18 protein-coding genes, 1 tRNA gene and 1 pseudogene are annotated in these 20,065 nt (G+C 51.5%); 7 read left to right on the top strand and 13 right to left on the bottom strand.

The features are described from left to right. The 3 genes and pseudogenes from GS612_RS20155 to GS612_RS20145 form a co-directional block, all read right to left on the bottom strand. Positions 1 to 360 (bottom strand): annotated as a pseudogene (locus GS612_RS20155) (transposase); the annotation flags it as partial. Positions 361 to 413: 53 nt separating this feature from the next. Further along, positions 414 to 1,424 (bottom strand): AAA family ATPase, encoded by a 1,011-nt coding sequence (locus GS612_RS20150; RefSeq protein WP_171642723.1) that lies wholly within the window; start codon positions 1,422 to 1,424, stop codon positions 414 to 416. 48 nt (positions 1,425 to 1,472) lie between these two features. Next, positions 1,473 to 1,566 (bottom strand) — tRNA-OTHER (locus GS612_RS20145). Positions 1,567 to 1,975: 409 nt separating this feature from the next. On the opposite strand from GS612_RS20145, the gene GS612_RS20140 reads away from it, so the two are divergent. Further along, positions 1,976 to 2,917, top strand: a complete 942-nt coding sequence (locus GS612_RS20140) for a homocysteine S-methyltransferase family protein (RefSeq protein WP_170547511.1) — start codon at positions 1,976 to 1,978, stop codon at positions 2,915 to 2,917. 229 nt (positions 2,918 to 3,146) lie between these two features. After that, positions 3,147 to 4,292 carry a Xaa-Pro peptidase family protein gene (locus tag GS612_RS20135; RefSeq protein ID WP_171642721.1) on the top strand — a complete coding sequence of 382 codons (1,146 nt, stop codon included), beginning with the start codon at positions 3,147 to 3,149 and terminating at the stop codon, positions 4,290 to 4,292. 218 nt (positions 4,293 to 4,510) lie between these two features. Here the strand turns inward: GS612_RS20135 and GS612_RS20130 are convergent, their stop codons facing one another. From GS612_RS20130 to GS612_RS20120, 3 genes are all read right to left on the bottom strand, one after another. Beyond that, a complete protein-coding gene (locus GS612_RS20130) occupies positions 4,511 to 5,962 on the bottom strand; it encodes a DUF2779 domain-containing protein (RefSeq protein WP_171642719.1) in 1,452 nt (483 codons plus the stop codon). A 129-nt stretch (positions 5,963 to 6,091) separates the two neighbouring features. Next, a complete protein-coding gene (locus tag GS612_RS20125) occupies positions 6,092 to 6,406 on the bottom strand; it encodes a hypothetical protein (protein ID WP_171642717.1) in 315 nt (104 codons plus the stop codon). A gap of 81 nt (positions 6,407 to 6,487) precedes the next feature. After that, positions 6,488 to 6,868, bottom strand: a complete 381-nt coding sequence (locus GS612_RS20120; protein ID WP_171642715.1) for a hypothetical protein — start codon at positions 6,866 to 6,868, stop codon at positions 6,488 to 6,490. A gap of 123 nt (positions 6,869 to 6,991) precedes the next feature. On the opposite strand from GS612_RS20120, the gene GS612_RS20115 reads away from it, so the two are divergent. The 3 genes from GS612_RS20115 (at position 6,992) to GS612_RS20105 (ending at position 9,974) form a co-directional block, all read left to right on the top strand. Next, entirely contained in the window at positions 6,992 to 7,189 is a 198-nt protein-coding gene (locus GS612_RS20115) for a DUF3955 domain-containing protein (RefSeq protein ID WP_171642713.1), read from the top strand. Between the two features lie 742 nt (positions 7,190 to 7,931). Next, a complete protein-coding gene (locus GS612_RS20110) occupies positions 7,932 to 8,639 on the top strand; it encodes a hypothetical protein (RefSeq protein WP_171642711.1) in 708 nt (235 codons plus the stop codon). 117 nt (positions 8,640 to 8,756) lie between these two features. Continuing rightward, positions 8,757 to 9,974, top strand: coding sequence for a serine hydrolase (locus GS612_RS20105; RefSeq protein ID WP_216603666.1), 1,218 nt, complete (start codon positions 8,757 to 8,759; stop codon positions 9,972 to 9,974). Between the two features lie 87 nt (positions 9,975 to 10,061). Here the strand turns inward: GS612_RS20105 and GS612_RS20100 are convergent, their stop codons facing one another. The 7 genes from GS612_RS20100 to GS612_RS20070 all read right to left on the bottom strand — a co-directional run bounded on the left by GS612_RS20100 (position 10,062) and on the right by GS612_RS20070 (position 16,121). After that, positions 10,062 to 10,763 carry an META domain-containing protein gene (locus tag GS612_RS20100; RefSeq protein WP_216603665.1) on the bottom strand — a complete coding sequence of 234 codons (702 nt, stop codon included), beginning with the start codon at positions 10,761 to 10,763 and terminating at the stop codon, positions 10,062 to 10,064. 116 nt (positions 10,764 to 10,879) lie between these two features. Next, complete coding sequence (locus GS612_RS20770; protein ID WP_171642707.1) at positions 10,880 to 11,647, bottom strand: DUF3658 domain-containing protein; 768 nt, start codon at positions 11,645 to 11,647, stop codon at positions 10,880 to 10,882. Between the two features lie 56 nt (positions 11,648 to 11,703). After that, a complete protein-coding gene (locus tag GS612_RS20090) occupies positions 11,704 to 12,234 on the bottom strand; it encodes a hypothetical protein (RefSeq protein WP_171642705.1) in 531 nt (176 codons plus the stop codon). Next, positions 12,225 to 13,010 (bottom strand): hypothetical protein, encoded by a 786-nt coding sequence (locus GS612_RS20085; protein ID WP_253286239.1) that lies wholly within the window; start codon positions 13,008 to 13,010, stop codon positions 12,225 to 12,227. The genes GS612_RS20090 and GS612_RS20085 overlap by 10 nt, the downstream gene beginning before the upstream one ends. Positions 13,011 to 13,112: 102 nt before the next feature. Further along, complete coding sequence (locus GS612_RS20080) at positions 13,113 to 13,397, bottom strand: hypothetical protein (protein ID WP_170703520.1); 285 nt, start codon at positions 13,395 to 13,397, stop codon at positions 13,113 to 13,115. A 68-nt stretch (positions 13,398 to 13,465) separates the two neighbouring features. Next, positions 13,466 to 13,978, bottom strand: coding sequence for a DUF805 domain-containing protein (locus GS612_RS20075; RefSeq protein ID WP_170703521.1), 513 nt, complete (start codon positions 13,976 to 13,978; stop codon positions 13,466 to 13,468). A gap of 445 nt (positions 13,979 to 14,423) precedes the next feature. Beyond that, positions 14,424 to 16,121: a thiamine pyrophosphate-binding protein gene (locus GS612_RS20070; RefSeq protein WP_171642702.1), complete on the bottom strand. Its 1,698-nt coding sequence runs from the start codon at positions 16,119 to 16,121 to the stop codon at positions 14,424 to 14,426. Positions 16,122 to 16,256: 135 nt separating this feature from the next. Between GS612_RS20070 and GS612_RS20065 the strand changes: the two genes are divergently transcribed. Then, entirely contained in the window at positions 16,257 to 17,159 is a 903-nt protein-coding gene (locus GS612_RS20065; RefSeq protein ID WP_171642700.1) for a LysR family transcriptional regulator, read from the top strand. Between the two features lie 655 nt (positions 17,160 to 17,814). Further along, complete coding sequence (locus tag GS612_RS20060; protein WP_253286238.1) at positions 17,815 to 19,866, top strand: autotransporter outer membrane beta-barrel domain-containing protein; 2,052 nt, start codon at positions 17,815 to 17,817, stop codon at positions 19,864 to 19,866. Positions 19,867 to 20,065: the final 199 nt, after the last annotated feature.

The following is a 20,065-nucleotide window of genomic DNA, read 5'->3' as shown; positions in this document are numbered from 1 at the left end:
CAAGCACGCGGCAGGCGCGTCGCTCAGATACTTTGAGCTGGCTGCGGACATGATCAATGCAGGCACGACGACGAGCGGGGCTCAGTAGTTTCCCTTTGTGGCTTCCGTCAGGATCAGTTTGTCCAGCGTCAGATCTGAAACTGCGCGTCTCAGCCGCTCGTTCTCTTTCTGAAGCCGTTTCAGTTCCTTCAATTGATCAACACCCATTCCACCGTACTTCTTCCGCCAGCGGTAATAGGTTTGCTCAACAACTCCGATCTGTCTGATCGCATCAAGACGGGACATGCCTTGACCCATCAGAACTTCAACCTGCCGTAACTTCGAGACAATCTCTTCAGGCTTCGGTCTCTTGTTTGCCATTCTTGGTCCTCCGTTTCCTAAACATAACGGTGGACCAGTTCAGTTGGGGAGGCTCACTCCAAAGACACAGCCCGGTGCAACATGCGAACGACATTGCGCAGGCTCAAGTAGTGCCCTAGCTCATCCATGGAATGTTCGATTACCCCCTCAATTGCGTCCGATGAATCCTTCGACAAGCCCATTCGGACAGCTTGATGGCGCGCAAATCCCTTCAGTTGAAAACTTGAGAGTGCTTGTAACTCGATCACCGTACATCGGTTGACCAAAGGCTCTGGCACCCGAGAAATATCATTGGCGGTCAATACCCACGAAATGTGCGACATATCAAACTTGGTTCGAAAATACGGGCATTCCCAAGCAGCAGCTGTCGCAGGTTCCAGAAAGCTCAGCAACGAATCCGAGAATGCATGATGGGCACCACTGTCTGAAGTGCCTGATTGCGCCTTGCAGATTTCATCAACGACAACTAGAGGATTCCCAACGCGGTGCTGTAGGACTGTTTCTAGTGGCCTTCCTGGTTGTGCAGACGACCACCCCCTTTCTGTTCCCGCAACACTGAAGCCCACACCACCCAGGCTCGCATCAATCTCGCATCTGGGAAGTTCAAGCAGTTCAGATAGCCTTCTGGCCCACACCGATTTACCAATTCCAGGCGGTCCATTTAGCAATAGGTTCGGCAACCGGATTGTACCTTTGCAACTAGCGATACGTCGCAACGCGTGCCAAACCTCATTGGTGGCAGCGGACATCCACGGCATTTCTTCATGTAATGCAGCTACTGCCTCGTCCACCCAATGCTCGTCTCTCGGCTCCACCAAACGAACTCCATTCATTAGTGGGCGCAGTCGCTGGATTTCTTTCTCCGAGAGATGCCCAAGACCTGAGGCTTCTGTCCTGTGTTGTAGAATTCGCTGAACTCGATTTTTGATGCGCTGTTTGTCATTCCAGGTCAGCAAGACACCATCTGACAATTCGCAAGCAACTTTATCAAAGTCATCTTTACCGAGATCGGCCGAGTGTTCATCATCTCCGATGAGTTCTTCGGCCAGCCGCGTTTTACGCAAATTCTTCAGGTATTCAGTAAACCGATGCGTAAGGACACCTCTTGAGGATGGTAGGAGGCGTCGGAATCGAACCGACTCGTGCACTCTAATCTGGAGCAATTACAAGGATATAAGCCTCGCCCGCATACCAATGCTGCCTCCCACGGATTTTGCGTGGGTTATCGACCTCAGGCCGATATTCGATGGCAGTGGATGCGTGTATACGTCATGACCGGAAGCTGAACCAGTTAGGGCCACCGTGTCAAGTCGGAGTGCGCGCCAGCCCGAGATTCACCGCGTAGTTCTGGGAACCTTCTAGCTTAACGTGTGCCCAAATGACTGAAGCAACTTATTTGGAGGGTTGGTCAGCATGCTGTAGGTCTCACATAGTGAGACGATTCGACACTCGATGTTCAAGGTTAGAACGGTACAGCCACGCTTGTTCAGAATCTCCGGTGGTTCGCGCCTAGATATGCCTAGCCGATACCGCATATGCAGAAAGCGTCCGAACGGACAAGTAAACACCTCAGTTTTGCAGAAGATCTGATCATTGTTATTGTGGATGCGGAGTAATGCCGGTGTTCGAGGGGGGCAAAATGGCGCGGAGACTTCCAGGCGAGGGTGACAAGAAATTTTTGGTTTATGCAGGTACAGGTACGGACCTGATTTTTAATCACGGTATCGAGCTTCCGGGTTTTGCGTCGTTTCCCTTGCTGGAGAAGCCTGACACCCGGGCTGTTCTGGCCGGACAAATGCAAGCGCTCGTGCAATTGGCCGGCGATATGGGTGTTGGGTGCATTCTCGACGCACCGACATGGATGGCCAATGCCGACCGTGCTGCACCTTTGGGCTACGATGCTGAACGTCTTCGTGAGGTAAACAAGGATGGTGTCGCACTGATGGAGGAGGTGCGCAATGCTTCTGGGCGGGAAGACGTTTTGGTTTCCGCCTGCGTTGGCCCAAGATACGATCCTTACGCTGACATCCCACCCATGACAGTTGAACAGGCGCGCAGCTACCACAGTGTGCAACTCGCTGTTCTGAAAGAAACCAGTGTTGATCTGGTGACCGCGTACACGTTCAACCGCCTAAGCGAGGCTGCTGGCTGTGTTCTGGCTGCAAGAGATATTGGTTTACCCATCATTTTGTCATTGGTCGTCGAAACCGATGGCTGTTTGGCTGACGGCACAAAACTTGTTGATGCCATAGACCAGATCGAAGCAGAAACAGACGGCGCAGCTCTGTTCCACATGGTCAACTGCGCACACCCGACGCACTTTGCCGACGCGCTCAACGCGCATCCAAGGCTCAAAGGTGTTGTTGCCAATGCATCAAGTTGTTCGCACGCAGAATTGGATGAGGCCGATACCTTGGATGAAGGAGATCCCGCGCAGCTCGGCCAAGAAATTGCGGATGTCCTGCGGGAAAACCCGTCTATCAGGGTGTTTGGCGGTTGCTGCGGTACTGATATGCGACACCTGAGGGAAATGGCTTTGGAGGTAGGTCGCAGATAGCGCTGCTATTTTACTTACGGCGGCGTATCACCGTATGCGTGAAGCTTGATGATAGGCTTTAACGGGAAAGTCAGTGATCAGAGAAGTAATTCCGATGAAATGCAGGCGAAGCGTCAAGACAGGTGCTTGACTTTGCTTTTATAGACCGTGGACCAAACGTGTTCTACGGTCTCGATAACGCAACTCAATTCGAGAAGCTCAACTGATACCTTCAGGATGGAGACTGACGATGTTTGCCTCGAGGATGAAGAACTTTCGCACTCATGTGCAAGAAGCCGGAATCGACGTTGCTCTCATCACCGATGACGACAACGTTTATTATCTGACGGGCTATTATGACTACCTGCATATGGAGTTCGGGCGTCCAACCATCCTGGTTGTGCACAAGTCAGGTGAAAGCCTGTTGATCACGCCGACAATAGACCTGAATGCCGCACGTTCGGCCGCTCATGTTGATCGTATCGCGGCCTGGAATGACGGTATGGGCGAAGAGTGGAGATCGGAACTGCCTAAAGCGGTCAAAATGGCAAAGCGCGTCGGGATCGAGCCTGATCACATGCCGCCTGTTGTGCGGACATATCTGGAAACGTTAGTCCCGGTGGAAAACCTGGTCAGCGCCACACCGATATTGGCTAAAATGCGAATGATAAAATCCGCCCAGGAACTTCAATTGGCGCGGCATGCCGGGCAAGTTGCAAGCGCTATGATGGACGCCGGACGCGACGCCATTGCAGACGGAGTGCCGGAGTTCGAAGTTGCGATTGCCACGTCCCAGGTTGGAACACGAAAGGCCGCCGAGCTTTTAGTGGCGCATTACGATGACGCGGACATGTCGCCCAACACTCATTTTCTGCAAATAATGGCGTCGGGCGACACCATCACCAAAACCCATCATCGCGCCTCAACACGGATCATGAAACGAGGCGAGCCGGTGTTTTTGTGCTTTTGCGGCATGACTAATTTTCACCGCTTCAAACTGGGTTTTGACCGCACCTTTTGGATTGGTGAGTTGGCGGACAAACAACAAGAGAATATCTATGAGGTTGCCGTGGCAAGTCAGGCCGCCGCACTAGCAGAGCTGCGCCCAGGTGTGACCGCCGAAAGTGTGCATACCGCCTATGCCGAGGTTATCCAGGGGGCGGGTTTTGAATACCCGTTCCGGTGTGGTCGCGCGACCGGCTATAGCTTTTTGGAGAAACCACAGCTCATCACCGGCGACACGACAGTGTTGCAGCCAGGGATGGTTTTCGCTGTTGATGGTTCAGTGTCAGTCGATACATTTCGTGCGCAGATTGGCGACAGTTTCATAATCACCGAAGATGGTTGGGAGGCAATAACGGAACATCCAAAGTCCTTGGATGCCGTTATCCTTTGAAGTACTCGTTTCAGATGCGACTCGCGCCATGGTCGGAGGACGAACCGATTTCTCTTTTTGTGAAATAGAACCCAGACTTCTGAAAGGTCTACGTGGTCACCACGTCTTGTATCGGTTGGAGTGGCAAGATTGAGTATTGCGGTTGCCTTAACGCCGACAGAACACACAGATACGCCGCAGAGCTCGGTCGCAAAAAGTCTTGCGGTAGAAACTACACCTCACATTGCCAGCAATTCCCGATGAATTGCGACCATTGCCCAGGTGTCGCGCGTGCAATACGAAACAAGATCAGAATAGACCTTCTCGCGCGCTGGATCATCCGGTTCGGTCAGTGTTACGTCCTTCCAAAGGCGAGACGCGCTTGCTCCCTCTTTGATATCCAGATCATCGTATGAAAGTTCTGGCAATAGCGCTGGAAGAACGGCCTTGATAGAGGCGCTTCCCTTGAACGCGGGATCGTTGATCACTTCATCCGCAAATGGCTGCATCAGATCTACAACGCGAGCATTTAGGCCTTCCAGAAACTCTGCGTGCTCTGGATAGGTTTCCGCCATCTCCGTATTGCGCGATTTCTCGAACGGAGCATACCAAACCACTACAGAGCCAACGTTTCCTATGTCCTCAAGAAGCCTTTTCAGCAAGGCTGGCATTGGGTTACTGGCGTCTCGGTGGAGATACTCCCTGTGCTCAATTTCTCCGCCAGGCTCATGCTGGATATGCAAGGAATACTGGAAAGCCACTTGCTGATAGGGACGCGTTCCGTCCCAGGGTGGCAGCAAACTCTGAGATGTCTCGTAGTCAAAATAGTGAACCGGATAGACAATCTCGCTCAGAAACCTGCTTAACTCCTGATGATCGATTGTGCGTTCACCGTTCGCCACTGCTCTCAAGTAGCGCTGTGTCGACTTGCCTAACACAGATGGATCACTGATCTCGTCAATCTTTGTGATCCCATTTGCGATGAGTTCCGAGGCTTTTTCCGCATTCATGAACGGAAGGCGGTGGATACTGTCATGCGCGAGAGGTGGGTCGAGTTTTTCGCGGATCTCCAGCCATTCACCATAGGATTTAAGGCGCGCACGTTCGGGGGACGGATCAGGCATCGTACCGCTGGCAACGACGCTCAATGCCTGATCGATACGCGTGCGTGTTTTTTCGAGCTGCTCAGTCACCGCATCCGTGATGTCAGTGATGCTGACAAGCTCTTGCGGATTGATTTCGCCGTTTCTGACGTAATCACGGTTCACATGTGCCACTTCGCAGCGCGCAATGGGGAACCCCGCTGCCTCAAGCACGACACGCTGGAATGCGAGATCAAAAGTGTGTTCGGGCTTTGCAGATGTCCCGCTCTTGATCTCTGTCAGAACGTACCCATCGCCACTGCGGCTCACGATGTCGGAGATGCAAGTTATGGTTCCATCTTCATAGCGTCCCTGCGCCACTGCGTTTGCACCGTTTCTCCAAGCCTCCAAAGTACGCGCGGGCAGAGCCTGGTATTCTGAAAAATCTGAAAAACCGAGGCGAACGAGATCACCAAATAGCTCCTCAGCATATGGCTCAAACGCGTGCCCCTCGTCAAAACGCGCTTGCAATGAAGGGTCAATCGGCGGCAGCAGATGCCTGGCGTGTTTCCTGATCCATAGCCAGGCGGGGTGCCTGAGAAACATCATGTAATCTGATTTGGATAGCATCGTATAATTTGCATTCCAGAATTGATGAAATCAGTGGAAGACTATCGCGCCCAGCTATTGAGAGTAACTTTTCTTTGGTGAAGTAGGCGTCACAACTCTATTACAGCCTCATGTAAATCGCACCGACAGCTCGGTGTCCATGATACCACCAAAGCCCGCTGACCATTGTTCGCCCGGAAACACTGGCCATGCGTCTGTCAAAGTACCAGTTGTGACTAGCTCGCCTCCTTGAAGCTGGTCGGCGTCTGAGAGCAGAGAAACAAGATGAGCCAGGACTTCAATTGGGCCACCGAGCGCGTTTTCACCTTTGCCGGACTCGATAGCCTCGGTGCCCTTGAACAATGCTAGAGGCACTTCGGCCAAGCCGGTCAGGACATCATGCGTCGCCTCGATTTTGTCGCCAAGAACAAGGCAGCCGTGCAATCCTTGTGCTGCGATTGAGTCTTCGACCGAGAATTTCCAGTTGGGATAAATCGATTGAACAATTTCAAATCCCGGGGCAACCTAATCCACGCAACCTGCCAACTGCTCATTGTTCATTTCAGCCGTCGGCGCATCGCCGAGGCCAAGTACAATTTCTGGCTCGATTCTCGGTTCTGAATACCTTGCCAAGTTTACCGGCTGATCAGTCGAAAACAGCCCATCTTCGTGGACCTCTCCCCAAATGGGTCGATCCACACCGTAAACAGGCCAAATCGTGCGGTTCGTGAAGCCGACCTTCCGGCCAACTCTCTTTTTGCCCTGAAGCTCTCGGACGCGACTTGCAATCGAAAAAGCATCATCCAGCGTTAGCTGTCCTGCCTCTGAAGACAGTTTAGGTATCTGCTGGGCAGAGGTCAGGGCATCAGCGATTTTCTGAGCGTTTGCTTCAATATCTCTTGTCATCTTCGCATTATACCTGCCGAAGGCTGGATTGCGATGCAATCAAGGTATTGAAGAATTAGGTTCCTCAATGCACAGGCATGAAAAACGATGCTAACTATTGGCCCATTCCCTCGGAGACCTGACATGACCAAACTTCGCCTTTTTGGTATCGTCATCCTTTTCCTTGCAGCACTAAGTGGGCTTTCAGAGCACCTGTTTTATGGCGGTGTCGACCCAAACGGCGTTCTGCAAGAAAGCTTTTTTTTGCCGCTGACTTTCATTTTCACAGCAATTGGCGTCGTTGTGCTCGTAGCTTCTTTGTTCCAATCGCGGCGTGACTGAGACGCGTCCGTCAGTTAGAACGCTGTTCCAAAACGCAAATCGGGTAATCTCCAGGATGGCGACCTCCGCCCAAGTCTAGGCAGGCCTCCTCATATTGGTAACGTTCGACCGCACGTCCCGCTAGGAACATGAATAACCCGACCGTCAATACGGTGAGCCCCAACAGTATCTTCGTACTCGGTGTCATTGCTCGGTTTATTGCTCCATTCTCTCGATTTCAGTCAACCAGCTTTCAGATCTTGTCGAACATTGGCAAACTCTGAAACTCAAACTTCACATTGGTTTCGTCGAGTTTCTGAATAAGGAACGCGCCCTCGATCAGATCAATCTCGGTCCAAAAGTTCTGACCTATTAGCTTGAAAAAATGCGTATCGGCAGACGAGCGTCATCATGTTTGGGGGAATAGCGGGCTGCCCGCCCACGATTGGTATGTAATCGCCAAGTCTGTCAGCTTCAAGGAGCGGGCGGCGTAGCGCGGACAAAACAAAAAGCGACTACGTCGTTTAGAAAGAACAACGTCTGTTTAGCGCTCAAAATCAACCGCTCATGCCGAGTGCAGCGAACGACCGCTTCGAGCCGACTGATGCTGCGTGCAGCACCAATGGCTGCGATGCGCCGTTAGTGGGCTTTGCAAAACGCTGGGAATAAATGCATAATTGGAACGGTAGAAACTTACCAAATGTTAGGAAGCTTTAAGTGAGTTCGATAAGAGCCATGCTGGTTGCAGCTATGACATTTTCTGTTGCCAGCAGTTATTGTTCCGCCGCTGACAAGGACGCCACTGCCTTTTTTGCAGGCGGGACCTAAGGGCGACTTCGATAGCCTTTCTGAGGAAGATTTCTATGTCGACGGTTCTAATGGAAGCGGCAAAGTATTCGAATTTTCTAATGGCAAGCGTGCGCTACATTTTGTTCCGATGATTCATCAAGCTGACCCCGCATTCTATTCAGCTGTTGCTAGCGAAGTTAAGAGTCTAAAAAGCGAAGGCATGGATCTCTTCTATGAGTTCATCGACTTTGATGCCTCAACACTCGCAGACAAGCGGAGGATCCGAGCGATGCTCGGATTTCTTCCTAATCCAGAGTTTTATGCCCAAAATGTTTCTGATGGACTGGTGGCGCAAGTCAACGTTATGTTCCTGGGTTTTCCCGGTGGAGACGACATTAATGTTGATGCAACGCCCGCAGAAATTGCCGATGCATATGAGGCCATGATGGGCCCGCTGGATATTACCGAGGAAAACCTCATCACGCCGTTCGATACATTTGTACTGCCGACGTCTGATGCCTCTCAAGTCTCGCGGATCACAATAGACTGGAGAAACGAACGTCTCGCGAAAGCTATCAACGAGTCAAAGAGAGATCTCGTCGTTCTTTATGGCGCCGCCCACGGTTTGGGAACTCTGCTTTACCTGCGTAGTCTTGACGAAAGCTGGCAGCGGGCGAACTGAGGAAGCTGTGCGAAAAACAGCCAGTTGGACCTGTTACAATGTTTGTTTCTGGGGACCATCGACCTTGTGGAGCCAACTTACCTAGAAAATGCATGCAAAAAAGTGGATGGAAATTTCATGGAGAACATACTGAAATCTCTTGCACTTGGAAAGTGCCCTCATTTCCTGATTATAATCCTAGCAAATTTGTTTTCTCTTGTCTTCAACGGGGCAAGGCCGGTTTTCGCTGAGGTTTCTGCCTGCTCTGTCCATGTGAGCGTGCCTGCACCAGTCGAACACGCTCTAGATACTGTTTTGCAAAACATACTTAGCTCTGAGCTTGGCGGTGCACCGGGTGCAGTGCTTTCTGTGCGCGGGCCTGCATGGCACTATGCAAAGTCTGCTGGAACCTCCAATCCTTCTAACGGCGCCCCAATGTCTTGTGACACGCCCTTTCAGATTGGTAGCAACACCAAAATGATGACGGCGTCAGTGCTCTTGCAATTGCAGGAAGAAGGGAAGCTTTCGATTGATGACAGATTGATGGAACATTTGCCCGAATTAGCCGATCAACTGCCTTTTGGGCGGGTCATTACGCTTGGGCAACTGGCGCAACACACCTCGGGAGTTTTCAGCTATACGGACAACGCGCCTGATGGAACGCCCGGTCTTATGGAAGGAGCCGTAAATGACCCTAGTGCCATACGCCGCCAGTTGAGCCCCGAAGAGATGATTGAGTTTGTGGTGGCACACGGTCAACCAAGTTTCTCACCAGGTAAAAAAGGCGAATGGAGCTACAGCAACACCGGATACACGTTACTTGGTCTTGTGATCGAAAAAGTTGAAGGGCTTCCCTTGGGAAAGTCGCTTGAAACCCGCATATTCGCCCCACTCGGCATGGAGCGGACGTTTCTCTGGAATGGCATCCCACGTCCTCAGTTTGGATTACCGCGTACCTACTTTGCGCCTCCCTTCGACTATGAAACGACGGATTGGAACCTGTCGCAAGGCTGGGCAGCGGGCGCGGTGATTTCGACCACTGACAATATGCATACCTTTATTGAGGCGCTCGTCGAGGGACGACTGTTTCAGCATCCCGAGACGTTATCAGAAATGAAGACGACCACTTCTACGACACATCCGGCTCTAATGGGATATGGGCTGGGTCTTGCCAACAAAGGGCCACACCTTTGGGGACACGGTGGTCAAACGCTCGGTTTTGAATCAGAAGCTGCCGCGTTCGCGGACACTGGAATATCAATTGTCAGTTGGGCCACATCTTCCAGCAATGCACTTGGCTTTGGCGCAATCTTGATTTCAGAAGCCCTGCGGGAAGCTGGTGCGCTCGTGGATTAAGTGTTTTGGCCAAGCCGAAAGAGGGGCACCCGGCAGTCTTGCGAAGCATCAGTGTGATGCGCGCAGTTTCCCTTTGCGAAGGCAGCCTCATCGAAGCCGCTGGAACTTTAAGGCAGAGGCCCCGTCGGCAGGCATAAACGTAATCTGATCAATGACTGGATCGTAGCTAAAGCGCACCTCGCCAGAGAACGCATTGAGGAAAGCTTCCTCTTGGATACCAAGATCGCCCGGGCACGCCATGCGCGTTGTCGCCAAAGGTGTTTGAAAGGTGATTTTGTCTCCGCCTAGAAAGACACTGCCATTGAAACTGTTGCAACCGGTCGAGCCAAAAATTGAACCATCAGGCATGAAGACAATCTCACCCTCGCCAAACGCCTTGGTTTCATCAATACTGACCAATCGCCATGCAAAGCCGGGCTCTTCGATTGCGTCGTCGAGTATAGCGTCTTCGGCCAGGTAGCGGCCCGCAACCCAGCCGACCGTACCCTGATAGTCTATCTTGCACCACCTTCGTTTCGCGGCTGCTTCCCGCTCTGCTTCAGTAGCTTTCTCCCACTCGGTATAGGTAAGCCCAGTCTCGCAGCCAAGATTGCGGACCCCGCCCACATTTGGGGGAATGGCACCGACCTTTCTGGCATGTGCATTGGCAGTTTCGCGGATATTGAGTACGTCGTTTGGGGCGACACCGGTAACGCGAAAAAAGTCGGGCCCGTCGGCATCTGCCAGCGAGACCGCAGGAATAGCGGTCGCACCGAGCGCCAATACTGCTATCGTAAGTGTTTTAAGCATCACATTTCTTGACCTGCATAAAAAAACTTGAAATGAGTTTGGGTGCCTATACCAAGCTTCCAGTCACCGATTAGCCTGTATAGCTCATTTCGTAGACGGTTTAGCGCGCTCATCTGTCAATTCTCCGAAACTCGTACAGAGTACTCTCGCAACCGATTGGGATTGCCGTCGGCATCAACAATGCCGTTTTTGATCAGCCCGCGAAGGCGGCTTGAAAAGAACAGATCGCTCATTGCGTTGTGACCATCGCATGAACCCATCGCGGCGCCAACGACACGAGCGGCAGGTCGCCAATCCTTAGTGCAGCATGCGTACAACAAATGGTCATAGAAGTCAGCCTGAACCGTTTCGATCCTACCGTTGCTCCAATGCCGCAACGTCCTTTGATCATCGCAGAGCCGTTTGAAAGTGGCTTCTTTTTCGCTACAAACCGCATCGTTCAACTCGTTCGCCGAGGGGAATTGGTCTGCCAGTTCGGCTGGTGTCTGGACAGCCGCATAGTTGCGGTCGTGCTTGGATTTTATGATGGGACGCAGTATCCGAACGGGCTGTTCGCGCAAGCAACAACAGGCCATGCAAAGGAACGTTTCCTCAGAAACGTTGTCTCCTGCCCAGACAACAACCGTATCTACATTTGCTTTGCATATTTTAGTAACCAAGGAATCCCACGGTTCAAAGGCGTCATCAAGATCTATCGACCAATCATCATATCCCTCGAAGCAGCTCCGCAAGTAGTCGGCTCTTGAGCGGCCATCATCAAGTGGCCCATGGCTGAGGTCATCAGGTATGCAGAAAACGAAGCCCGGCATACCGTGATTGCTGCTTGCTACACGAAGGCACCCAGCCGCACTGTCTCCAAGTGCAAGATGTAGTATCTCAGGCATCTAGAGCATTACAAACAGAAGATCAGGTGGTCTGAGTATCGTCGCACGCACCAAAATCATTCCCATTCTGCACCAGTCGAGCGCCACGTTTTCTCTTCGCCATCCCAAACGCTGGCTGTCACACATGGTGTTGGATTGATCCCACCACATTGTGAACCATGCACCTTCGACAGAAGAACTTTTTCAGCGCCAAAAGTCACGATATCCCACCCCTTGTTAAGTAACGAATGGACTTCATCGCTCACCAGAAAATGAGACATACATCCACCGGTTCCGCAGTAAAGCGAAGCCGCGGTAGAGCACGCAAAACCAAACTCATTTAGAACCCAGTCGCTGTACAGGTCTCCATCAAGATCAACCCTCTCGACGGCCCCCCATTCCAGACCGAACTGACCATTGTCGAATTCTTCACAAGCTTTCTTGGCAAGTTCGACTTTCGCCTGCAATCCTTTGGGTAATTCAGTCACGTCAGCCGCGTTTGCAGGTGTGAGCCATCCGATACACAAAACGCCAAACGCAGACAAAAGCTTGCCAAGCCTCAGAAATGGAGTATTGCGCAGTGGACTGGTGCAAATTGTCAATTGCATTGATCGTACCGATAATCACCGTACTCTAGCCAGTTTTCAGAACCTTCCTTGAAAACCAGAAACTCAGACCTGTCCTCTCCGAGGAGAGCTACAACAAACCCTTTCGGCGGCTCCGAGTTTCCGAAATAGCTGTTTGCTGTCATCGCCCGTACTGTATCTCCATTGACGGAAACAATGGCATCCCAGTCCCCATCCGGATTTTCGAGGATTGCGTATTCGATCTGGCGCTTGATTCCACCGCCACCGCAATAAACGACACCTTCTGGTGCCTCATACTCCGCTGAGCTTGAAATCGATGCGCTCCCTCCACACGCGGCACGAAGGTTTTTGATCGCAGAACCAGAGCCCTTCAGGTCGAAAATTCCATATGTGACGTCCTTGTCGATCATCGATAGGTCGACCGAGGCATTTGCCGCGATTTGATCCAGCACAAAGCTGTAGTCTTCAGCGTTTTTGAACGCCACTTCAACGGGATAGTTGTCTACAATTTGCAGCTCAGCGTTCTCGCGGCCCGCTTGGAATGAACCTGCTTCAGTCGTTCCATTTTTCATAAAGCGTATCAAGATACCCTGTTTCGTCACAATATCCTGACTATCTTCGTAGCCAGCGGGTACAAAACGAATACGGTCACATTGAAGCTCGAGAGTTGAAGTACTGCTCTGAATGTAGGCGTTGGGTGTCGGGGTTGAGCTGTAAACCCACTCAGCGGAAGCCGCAGTAGCCATGGTCAATGAAATTGCCAGAGCGCGTCCAACGGTCCTAATATGGTGTTTCAAATTGTATCTCCACGGCGCATTTACGTTTGGATTTCTGGAAGCAAGTTAATCTGCCTGTGATCATAGAGAGCCGGTTCGCCGGCTCTCCTTCGGGCAAAGTGGCTAGCCTTCACCGAGATAGAATACTGTCTTGGTATTTCCTGCCAGGTCAGTTTCACAAACCCAAGGTTGCTCTGCGCCGGGAACTTCCATCAGTACACTGTATCCGTCTTCCAGTTTGGTCACGTCAGATACGCTGGACCCTGAAACGCCCACAGTTTCATTCGTTTTGGCGACACAGTTTAGTTCAGCCGCCGCTGTGCTTCCCATTGATTGAGCCGTCTGTTCATCACATGCAGTCAGCAAGATTAGGGCGGCACCTGCCAATAGAGCACCATACTTCATCATCTTTTGTCTCCTTTGTTGAGCTTGGTGGCGCCGCAGGTTATTCAGCGCCTTCTGTTCTTTCTCTGAAGTTATGCTGGTGGTCCGTATTCATTCGTTCCGCTCTCGGATGGCCTGGTCAACCACCAGATCATCAACACCGACAGGATCAGCTGTAGAATGGATACTACCAAAATTCCGGTCCCTCCCAACAATGCTGCTGGACCTCTAAGCGCCTCTGGATCATTAACACCTTGTTCCAGAACCGAAAATGCAACAACACCCGTCAGCAGCATAAACATGGTTGCAATGCTAAGTGCCATTGGAAGAAGCAAATACCATCCTGGCCTCCCGGTATCATGCAAGCGCCTCCAACCCGCTGCTAGCATGGGGATCACAACAACGAGTTGGAACACGCCGGATAAAACGCGCGTTCCTTCACCAGTTTCAGGATTGGAACCGAATAAAAAGTTATCAAAAATGGCCAAGATGGCGCTCGTCAAAATTACGAAAAGAGCGAACCACCAGTATTCTGGACGTGTTGCTCGCCCAGAGAACACAAAGTACTTGCCAAAGCACGTCTTGATCGCATCGCCAAATCCCATCTAATCCTCCCACACGAGTAATCATTCAATATCTGGAATTTTTAAGCGAATAATACAATACATATTTGAGATATGTTGGCCGTGATGGTTACGCGAATTTAAGAGCCCGCGCCTAGCTGCTGCAACAAATGGAAATTCGAAGCTTCTCCAAACCACACTCTCTTCTGATTGACCCAAAAGGTCGGAATTGGGCTGACTGCGATCCTTTGGAGTAAAAATGCGGATGGCAGAATTGTCCGCGAAGCAGAAATTTATGTAAGTTGCAGCGATTGACCATTCCGAGCCCTTTGCTGCCGTGGCAGATCTTCTGTATTGAAGCTGATCTGCGACGCAATACAGGCATGGGTTTCTCTTCGCACGTTGAACCAAGCTCTATTGACTATTCAAAAAAAAGCCAAGGGGGGGCAGCCCTTGGCTCTTCGTAGTATTTCAGTTGGGGTAATTCTTAGTGGCGGAGAGCCTCACTGAATTTGACATTGAAAGTAGCACTGTCCCATGGATCGAGTATGATGCGTACGATGTTGGTGCCCTTCGGTTCACTCAGTTGTTCAAGTACGTCGGCCATCTCCTTTTCAGTACGAGCAACATAACCTTTAGTGTTCACACCTTTGACGCCTCCGAACACAGATCCTAGCTCTTCGTAGTTCCAGACCGGCGTGTTGTTGTAGCTGCGTTCCTTGCCGGGGTAGATCTGGCGCTCAGCTCCATAGCCGCTGTTGTCGAGGACAAAGATTACCGTATCGACATCGTATTTAATCAGCGTGGAAACCTCCTGTGCGGTCATGTGGAACGCACCGTCACCGGAGATCATGTACTTCCGCCGACCGACGGCTTCCTTGGCAAATACACCGCCCGTGAACATACCGAAGCCCGCGCCCAGTGATCCCCAGTTGCCAACACCGTAGATGTCCATACCGGTGGGGAATTCGGCTTGTGATCCATTGATGTAGCCGCCTGTATCGCCGTAAAAGACATCGCCCTCTTTTGCGTAGTTTGCGAACTGAACGAACAGCCGGTCAATGGTTAGGGGCGCGTCAGTTGGCTCGAAGGCGTCTGAGCGCTGGAAGCAGAATCGACGGTCGTCCTTGCTCACCATCAACTCACCCGATCCAACGGATTGGACTGCGCTGATCAGGGCCGGCAGGAAGTCCCGCAGATAGACTTTGTCGAACACCGCTCCATTGACAGTCACCTGATCGAAATCGACCCAGATGTTGTGCTGATCGGTGCCCATCTTGCCGGTAAAGACTCCGGTGTCGAACTCATTGAATGACATTCCCAGTGCAATAGACACATCGGCACTTTCCACCGCTTTGAGCGTGGCGTCATTCGACATTGCGCCCATGTAGAGGCCGACAGCATTGGGATGGCCTTCAAAGTCCGAGATTTTACCGACAAAGGTCGTCGCGACACCGGCATTCAATCCTTCGACAAGTGCTTTTGCGGCTTCGATCAACTTTTCGCGTTGCAACAAATGGCCTGCAACAACAGTGCGGGTGCGGCCCTCTTTCAGTACAGCTACGGCGGCGGCGACAGCTGCTTTCAACCCGTCATCCGAGGATTGGTGCATCATCAGGTCCAGCGCTTGGTTGGCTACCGGGATTTGTGCAGTCTGTATGTCGTATGGGATTTCCAGATAGATCGGCTTTTTCGATTGATAGGACAGACGCAAGATATCATCAATTTCCTGAGCCGCGGTTTCTGGTGACATCAAACGGTGAGCGGCAACGGTTATGGGTGCAAAGGCTTTGAGGTAAGCGTCGAAGTCCCGGTCCATCACGTGGTGCAGCTTACGGCGCGATGGAGTTGTGATCACTTCTACACTGGGTGCGCCAGCAATAACGATCATTGGAGTGTCATCGGCATACGCTCCGCCAACAGCGTTAGCTGTGCTGAGTGAGCCAACCCCGAACGTGACCGCCATCGCACCAAAACCCGAGAGCTTGGCATAGCCGTCAGCTGCATAGGCACCATTCAGTTCGTTGCACACCAGAACGTGCTCGGAGTTATGGTCACCATCGATCAGTTCGTCGAACAGGGGCAGGACATAATCACCTGGGATACCAAATACGTGGTTAGCGCCCAGTTCAGCCATGCGGTTAAAGAGGTAAGTTGAAACGGTTGTGGTTGCTTGAGTAGTCATTGGTTTTTCTCCGAGGTTAAAAGCGCTCGCTTCATGCTTGCGTCTTGACGGAGAGATAGGGTCCATGTTTGGCTCTCTATAGATGCCATTATGGCCCTCCAGGGGTCATTTTTGAACCCTGAGGAGCCTCGACTAATGGCCTTACCTGAACTGGAAGATTTGCGTCTGTTTCTGATCGTGGTGGATCATGGCTCCATCGCAGCAGCGGCGCGTGCAGATGGAATTCCCAAGCCCAGCCTTAGTCGCCGAATGGCCAACCTGGAAACGGCAGTAGGTGAAAAACTCTTTGATCGCGGCGCTAACCGGCTCTCATTAACCCCACGTGGCGACGAATTGAATGCGCGCCTTCGACCGGCAATGCAGAACGTTGCGCAAGCCTTAAGTGAATTGGACGATTGGCATTCAGACTATACAGGACACCTGAGCATGCACGTTCCCGCTAGTTTGCTGCAAATGGGTGTGCGGCAAACAATCAGCTCTTTTTTGGAAGCACATCCAATGACGCGGTTCGATTTGACATTAAGCAATCGACCTGTCGAACGCCTAGACACTGATACACATTTAGCTTTGGTGATAGGCGGGTTGCCTGACAGCGACCTGATTGCTGCCCGAGTTGGGCAGACCCGCCGTATTCTAGTCGCCTCGCCAGAATATATAGATACGCATTGCGAGATCACACATCCTGACCAACTTAGCGACCATGTCGTGATCGCTCCCGGCCCACATATTCCGCTCAGTTTGAAACATGAGGACAGTAAGAACTGGACCCAATCGTTTGAACCGCAATTTGCAATTGATGATGTTCGTGATGTCACGCATGAGGCCATTGCAGGCCGCGGCGTGGCAATCTCTACGGCACTTGCTGCCGCTGGAGAACTGGCAAAAGGTCGTCTGATCCAGTTGCTGCATGATTGGCAAGAGCAACCGATGCCAATTTCCATTCTCTACCGTGACAACCGTTTGCAATCGCGTCTGGAAAGGGACTTCGTTAAAGTGCTGCGTGCCGAGTTGAACAGATCGTTGACCGATCACCTGTAGACAATGTTTAAAAAGAGAGGAGACTAAACCGTTCATCAAAAATTGCAGATATGGATCGATCACTTCCCTCGATGTCGAAGAATATAAAGACTGCTTCGTCCGCGTCTTGCCAGATCATGCGCCACGCCGCGAAAGGCGCTCCATCCCGAAACGGTCGTTCATGAATCTCGCGGCGAATGTGCCGAGAGAGCCCAAGGCTGACCTTTTTTGGTGAGGTTGCCGTTAAGCAACAAAAACCAAAATATGCGATCTTACATATATCAATTAGTATGTTTCGATTTGATTGCTGAGTAATGCTTGCTTGATCGGAAGTAGGAGACACATTGTGGCACTCAAAGGCTCGAACCTTTTTAATCGAAACGCACAGAGTGCTACTTTGGCGGGGGTCCCCCTCGCGATCTCAGCTTATTTGTTGTTGCCGGGCGACGCACATGCCCAATCTTGCATAGAACTGGGGGCTCCGCGGGTAGAGTATTCATCTGGATCTGAAACCACTCTTGCAAATCAAACTATCTCTACAACTCAGCGAACCTGTCTCCCTATCCCAAATGGACCAATTACAGGGCTTACTATTGGGAACTCAACTATTACGCCTTCTGGTGAAATCGAGTTGTATGTCCCAGGCCAAAACCAGTTTCCAGACAGAGCGTCAGTATTGACTTTGTTGAACGTTGATGTCGCGGCAGGCAGTGGAGACTTTGTGTCCCGGGAAGCCTTGGCCACCAACATCAACGGGAAACTTCGCGTGAATCTCATCGGCACTTCGATTGGTTCCGGCAGGTCGATGACTTTTGCTCCATTTAACGGAGCAAGTATCGATCCTACAGAAGTTTATTTCCAGTCAGACCGCCCTTTAACCTACGATAACCTGACCGTCATTGGTGCCACCGATGTCGTGTTCGGTGCCTACTATATTCAAAAGCGCGTTGTTGAGGCTTCAGATTTTACGTTGACGAACAGTTCCATATTTTCAACTAGCGACGTGGCAATAGCCGCGGGTACGACGGTTCGGCTCGATGCCGCCAGCAGTTTGAATACCGTAAATTTCGAAAATTTTGGCACGTTGGCAGGAAATGGAACAGTAAATGTACTCAATTTCACTGTAAACGGCGGCTTCACTATGAAAAACGGCGGCGTTCTCTCACCGGGCTTTTCAATTGGGACGCTAAACATCAATGGCCCTATGTCCTTTGATAGAGGATCGACGATATTGTCAGAAGTTGACCCAACAGCCGCACAAAATGCGGACTTGGTTTCGTCAACAGGTGCTGTTTCTGGAATCAACAATGCGACGATACAAGTCGAAGCCGCTCGCCCCGGCCTGACTGCGCAAGACTATGCTGCCGGCAACAATTACACTGTTTTTCAAGCTTCAAGTTTTGATGGAGACTCACCCACGCTCGTTGCAGGTGGATCTCTGCCAGCTTTGTCCAATCTGACGATAGCCAATACGCCCACCGCAGATGGTCAGGTTGACATTGCGTTCACTGCGTTGCCGGTCTCAAGCTTACCGCAAAACCCGGCGGTCACCGGTTCCCCAAATGCGAGCAACCTTGCAGGTGCGGTGGCCAACACCACAAACACGTCACCTGGAACCAATCTGACCAGCGGCTCAACCTTGGGCAATACCGTTAACACGCTTACCAATTCAGGATTGGCTGGGTTTAATCGTGTGCACGCAGAACCCTATTCCTCCAATTTGACCGTTGGGCTGGAGCAACTTGACCTGATAACCAACACAGTGCTGAGCCACGCTGACTGCCGCAAGTATCAAGCGGTTGGCTTCAACAATGAGGATCAACCCGTTGCAGCAGGCGGCATCGACTCGGCCCAGAGCCCGAGCGGTGCAATAGACTGCTCTGATCGGCGCTGGTGGATCGACACGGCTTATGTGAGCGGTGACGTTGATGGAAGTAATGGTCTTGGGACATTCGACTATTCGCTCGGCACCATTTTGGTCGGAGCGGATGTCGCAAGCACCGATAGAGGTGTGGTCGGCGTGTACGCAGGTTTTGGAACATCCTCCATGGATGAACACGATCAAGTCGATCAGGACTTTTCGACCGACAGCTATCATGTGGGCGTCTATGGGCGTACAACAACCGGAACTTGGGAGTTCTCCGGACTGATCGGTTACATGTTCGGTGAAACTGATGCCAAGCGGAACAACCCTTCTGTTGATGGCTTTACGGGAGGCGAGGCTAAATCGGAATTGGACCAAGAGGGAATCCACGCCGGTTTCCAGGCACGAAAGCTGTTTAACCTGGACGGCGGTGCAAGGGTTTCTACGGTTTTTGGATTAAACTACGGGCGTATTCAACAAGGTTCAGGCACAGAGACCGGCGGTGGTGATTTCAACTACTCGATTGAAAAAGCGAACGCAGAGTCTCTGGTCGCTTCTATTGGAGTTGACTATCAACGCGACTTCTTGACAGAGAATGGTTTGCTAACCCCAATCGCCTTTGCTCGTTACGAATATGACTTCTTTGCCAACAAGGATAGTGAGCACGAAATCACTGTAACGAGCCCGATATTTGGAACGTTCACACAAGTCGGACAAAACCGAGGTGCAAATGGCTTCGTACTTGGTCTGGGGCTAGGGTATCAGATCTCTGATCTGGCCAGACTAACGGCAGGATATGGCTATTCAGTTCGCTCCAACGGCCAAGAGCATGGCCTCGGTGCAAACTTAAGTGTTCGGTTCTGATTAGGGTGGACTAACGAAGAGGAGTGGTAAGCTAGCTGCAACAACTTGCGGAAGCTATTGTGGCGATGTGGGCTTCATTCTCTAGCGATCAAAATTTGGGGATATTAAAAACATAAAGCCGCGATTTCTTGGCGTCGTCTGTCATGAGCAGCCTCATCTGACTGGTCCAAATTGATTGTTAGTGCATCGTCGGCCTGCG

It is taken from the genome of Ruegeria sp. HKCCD6157 (assembly GCF_013110685.1).
In the GTDB taxonomy this organism is placed as follows: Bacteria; Pseudomonadota; Alphaproteobacteria; order Rhodobacterales; family Rhodobacteraceae; genus Ruegeria.
Note: the sequence above shows the minus strand (reverse complement) of the source record. Positions and strands in the feature narration are given on the sequence as shown.

Bases quoted from the DNA above. Each gene is read 5' to 3' on its own strand.
- GS612_RS20140 (WP_170547511.1), top strand. From the start codon at position 1,976: ATGCCGGTGTTCGAGGGGGGCAAAATGGCGCGGAGACTTCCAGGCGAG.
- GS612_RS20135 (WP_171642721.1), top strand. From the start codon at position 3,147: ATGTTTGCCTCGAGGATGAAGAACTTTCGCACTCATGTGCAAGAAGCC.
- GS612_RS20130 (WP_171642719.1), bottom strand. From the start codon at position 5,962: ATGATGTTTCTCAGGCACCCCGCCTGGCTATGGATCAGGAAACACGCC.
- GS612_RS20120 (WP_171642715.1), bottom strand. From the start codon at position 6,868: ATGACAAGAGATATTGAAGCAAACGCTCAGAAAATCGCTGATGCCCTG.
- GS612_RS20115 (WP_171642713.1), top strand. From the start codon at position 6,992: ATGACCAAACTTCGCCTTTTTGGTATCGTCATCCTTTTCCTTGCAGCA.
- GS612_RS20105 (WP_216603666.1), top strand. From the start codon at position 8,757: ATGGAGAACATACTGAAATCTCTTGCACTTGGAAAGTGCCCTCATTTC.
- GS612_RS20100 (WP_216603665.1), bottom strand. From the start codon at position 10,763: ATGCTTAAAACACTTACGATAGCAGTATTGGCGCTCGGTGCGACCGCT.
- GS612_RS20770 (WP_171642707.1), bottom strand. From the start codon at position 11,647: ATGCCTGAGATACTACATCTTGCACTTGGAGACAGTGCGGCTGGGTGC.
- GS612_RS20090 (WP_171642705.1), bottom strand. From the start codon at position 12,234: ATGCAATTGACAATTTGCACCAGTCCACTGCGCAATACTCCATTTCTG.
- GS612_RS20080 (WP_170703520.1), bottom strand. From the start codon at position 13,397: ATGATGAAGTATGGTGCTCTATTGGCAGGTGCCGCCCTAATCTTGCTG.
- GS612_RS20075 (WP_170703521.1), bottom strand. From the start codon at position 13,978: ATGGGATTTGGCGATGCGATCAAGACGTGCTTTGGCAAGTACTTTGTG.
- GS612_RS20070 (WP_171642702.1), bottom strand. From the start codon at position 16,121: ATGACTACTCAAGCAACCACAACCGTTTCAACTTACCTCTTTAACCGC.
- GS612_RS20065 (WP_171642700.1), top strand. From the start codon at position 16,257: ATGGCCTTACCTGAACTGGAAGATTTGCGTCTGTTTCTGATCGTGGTG.